We start from the raw sequence: 3,477 nt of genomic DNA on the forward strand, positions 1-3,477 counted from the left end.
AATTCATCCCGATGCTAAATATCTGATGCCTGATCCTATCGAAACACTGCAAGCAGCAGAGCAACTGGTTAAGCAGGGGTTTACTGTGCTGCCGTATTGTCATGCTGACCCCGTGCTCTGTAAACGGTTAGAAGACGTGGGGTGCGCTGCGGTAATGCCGCTTGCTGCTCCCATTGGCAGTAACCAAGGGTTAATCAGCAAACGCTTTTTGGAAATCATTATCGAGCAGGCGCAAGTGCCGGTCATTATTGATGCCGGTATTGGTGCGCCTTCGGATGCGCTATTAGCGATGGAAATGGGCGCAAATGCGGTGTTGGTCAATACGGCCATTGCTACTGCGGCAAATCCCGTCTTGATGGCAAAAGCGTTTAAGCAAGCGGTTGAGACTGGGCGGTTAGCCTATCAAGCTGGGGTAGCTGGGCAAAAGTTACAGGCTGTGGCTTCCAGTCCATTCACCGCTTTTTTGGATGAAGAATGATGAGCTTTATTGAACAATTTAACCAACTGGATTGGGATGACATCAAGCTCTCTGTGCAGAGTAAAACCCGTGTAGATGTTGAACGTGCACTGTCAAAATCGGTCAGAAACTTAGCCGATTTTCAGGCATTAATTTCTCCTGCGGCAGAGCCTTATCTAGAGCTGATGGCGCAACTTTCTTACGCGGCTACACGTCAGCGTTTTGGTCATACCATGTCGTTGTATGTGCCGCTTTATCTCTCGAATTTGTGTTCTAACGCGTGTACCTATTGTGGATTTTCAATGGAAAATCGCATTAAACGTAAAACGTTAAACAAACAAGAAGTAACACAAGAGATAGCAGCGATTAAGGCGATGCGGTTTGATAGTGTTTTATTGGTCACGGGGGAGCATGAAACCAAAGTTGGCATGCACTATTTCCGGCAAATGCTTCCGATCATCAAGCCTCATTTTCATTATTTGGCCATGGAAGTGCAGCCGTTAGAGCAGCAAGACTATGCTGAACTTAAAACACTCGGTTTAGATGCGGTCATGGTGTATCAAGAAACCTATCATCCTTCGACTTACGCTGAGCACCATTTGCGTGGCAAGAAGATGGACTTTGAGTTTCGCTTAACCACGCCAGATCGACTGGCCAAGGCGGGGATGGATAAAATTGGCTTAGGGGCCTTGATCGGGTTAGAAGATTGGCGAACCGATGCGTTTTATGTCGCGGCCCATCTCGACTACTTGGAGAAAACTTACTGGAAAAGTCGTTATTCGATTTCATTCCCTCGCTTACGCCCCTGTACGGGAGGTTTGCAGCCTAAATCGATTATGTCCGATAAGCAGTTAATCCAATTAATATGTGCTTTCCGCTTATTCAGTCCGCAAGTGGAACTCTCTCTTTCCACTCGTGAATCGGCTAAGTTTCGTGATCATGCGGCATTATTGGGTATTACCAGTATGTCGGCGGCATCAAAAACTCAGCCCGGAGGGTATGCTGACCCTAAGGTTGAGTTAGAACAATTTGCGATCAGTGATGAACGTAGTGCTATCGAGGTTGAATCAGCAATTAAAGCGAATGGATTAGCTGCGGTGTGGCATGATTGGCATGAGGTCTATTCCGGTGTTTCACGTGAAACAAACGGCTCTGCATCATCTATATCTATTTCTTCATCGCCTATTTCATCTTCATCGTCGTAGAGTCATTCCGTCACAGAGAGTAAAACGTTATCGACGAGAGATACGGTAGATAGTAGATAATAGATAAATGTGAGAAAAAAATAGAGGGGACGACAGGCAATGGCGTCGACCTCTATTTTTATTTATATCGGTTTTTATTTATATCGGTTTCACTTCGAGTCATTCCATTGCAGATTATCGCTCGGTGACTCGTTGGCTGATTTTAAAACTAGTGATGTGAAATGGGTTGTGTCGCTTTTTCCAACCATGCTTTCACTTCTCCGGTAACTAGCGGACCAACCTCTTGCCAAACTTGTTGGTGATACTGATTTAACCAAGCAAGTTCAGGTTTAGTTAAGCGATTGACATCAATCGCTCGGGTATCAATTGGGCAGCGAGTGAGAGATTCAAACCCAAGCATAGGTTGATCACCTTGCGTTGTTACTTCCACCACCAATTCAAGGTTTTCAATCCGAATGCCAAATTGTTCTGCGCGATAATATCCCGGCTCATTGGAGAGCACCATACCAGGACGCAGGGCAATAGGGTTATACACTTTACTGATCCGCTGCGGGCCTTCATGAACACTGAGAAAATGACCGACACCGTGCCCAGTACCATGATCGTAATCGTATCCTTCAGACCATAAATATTGACGAGCCAGCGCATCCAGTTGGTGACCACAAGTGCCTTTCGGAAAACGAGCACGAGCTAAAGCGATGTGTCCTTTAAGGACTAAAGTAAATTGGCGCTTCATCTCTTCGCTCGGTTCACCGATGGCGATCGTGCGAGTGATATCCGTGGTGCCATCTAAATACTGACCGCCAGAATCAACCAGGTATAAGCTATTATCATTGAGCTGCCCGGGCTTGGGTTGATTTTGATGGTTGTAGTGGCACATAGCAGCATTGCTACCCGCCGCTGAGATAGTGTCAAAACTGAGATCCACTAGAGTGGGGTCTTCTGCTCGAAACGCATGTAATTTCTCTGCTAGCTGTGCTTCGTTATGAAATTTTTTGGCCGAGACTTGGTTGTCTAACCAACAAAGAAATTTCGCCATCGCCACACCATCTCGAATATGACATGCTTTCATACCAGCTATTTCTGTAGTGTTTTTGGCTGCTTTACTTAATAAGCACGGATCCGCTTCGTTAATCAATTCCGCGCCGGTATTTTGCAGCACAAGCGTAAACCAAGCATTACTGGTGCTAGGATCGATCATCACTCGCTGTCCTGCCAATGCTTCTAATTTAGCTTGAAGTTGATCGGGCGGATAAACGTGGACACCGCGGCCAACGTGCTCAGCAAACCCATCGACAATTCGATCGCTCTCTAAGAAGAAATCGACACGAGCATCATCATAAATGATGGCATGTGAAAGCAGCACGGGCAGGCGTGCGACATCGAGCCCACGGATATTGAGTAACCAGCAGATGGAATCAAGTTCAGTGAGGATGGCACAGTTGGCCTTTTTATCGCGCAAAATACTACTAATGACTTGCCGTTTGGTTTGGCTGTTGACGCCAACATAGTCGTCACTCATCAGACGCATCTCGGAAACAACCGGAGTTGGACGATCTTGCCATAATTGGTCTATTGGATTGTCGCTCAGTGCCACCAGTTGTAATTGACCGGCTAAGGTTCGCTGTGCAGCTTGCAGCCAACTTGCTCGGTGCATACGTGGGTCATAGCCAACTTTACTACCAGCAGGAAGGTGATTGAGTAACCAGTGTAAATAAGGATCTTCAATGAGGTGTTGATAACTAAATAACTCACTGGATACCTGTTTAGTGACTTGAACGGTATAGCGTCCATCAACAAAGACAGCGGCTTGTT

At 46.3% G+C, this 3,477-nt stretch carries 1 protein-coding gene and 2 pseudogenes; 2 read left to right on the top strand and 1 reads right to left on the bottom strand.

Features of this window, described 5'->3' with window-relative positions:
* Together B7C60_RS17650 and thiH are read left to right on the top strand one after the other, a co-directional pair.
* Positions 1–478 (top strand): annotated as a pseudogene (locus tag B7C60_RS17650) (thiazole synthase); the annotation flags it as partial.
* The gene (thiH, locus tag B7C60_RS02730) at positions 478–1,662 is read left to right on the top strand and encodes a 2-iminoacetate synthase ThiH (protein ID WP_099610388.1); all 1,185 of its coding nucleotides are present in this window, start codon (positions 478–480) and stop codon (positions 1,660–1,662) included. The pseudogene B7C60_RS17650 and the gene thiH, both read left to right, overlap by 1 nt.
* 208 nt (positions 1,663–1,870) lie before the next feature.
* Here thiH and B7C60_RS02735 read toward each other — a convergent pair.
* Positions 1,871–3,477: pseudogene (locus B7C60_RS02735) on the bottom strand (aminopeptidase family protein P); the annotation flags it as partial.

The sequence above is a fragment of the Vibrio fujianensis genome (genome assembly GCF_002749895.1).
Classification (GTDB): Bacteria; Pseudomonadota; Gammaproteobacteria; order Enterobacterales; family Vibrionaceae; genus Vibrio; species Vibrio fujianensis.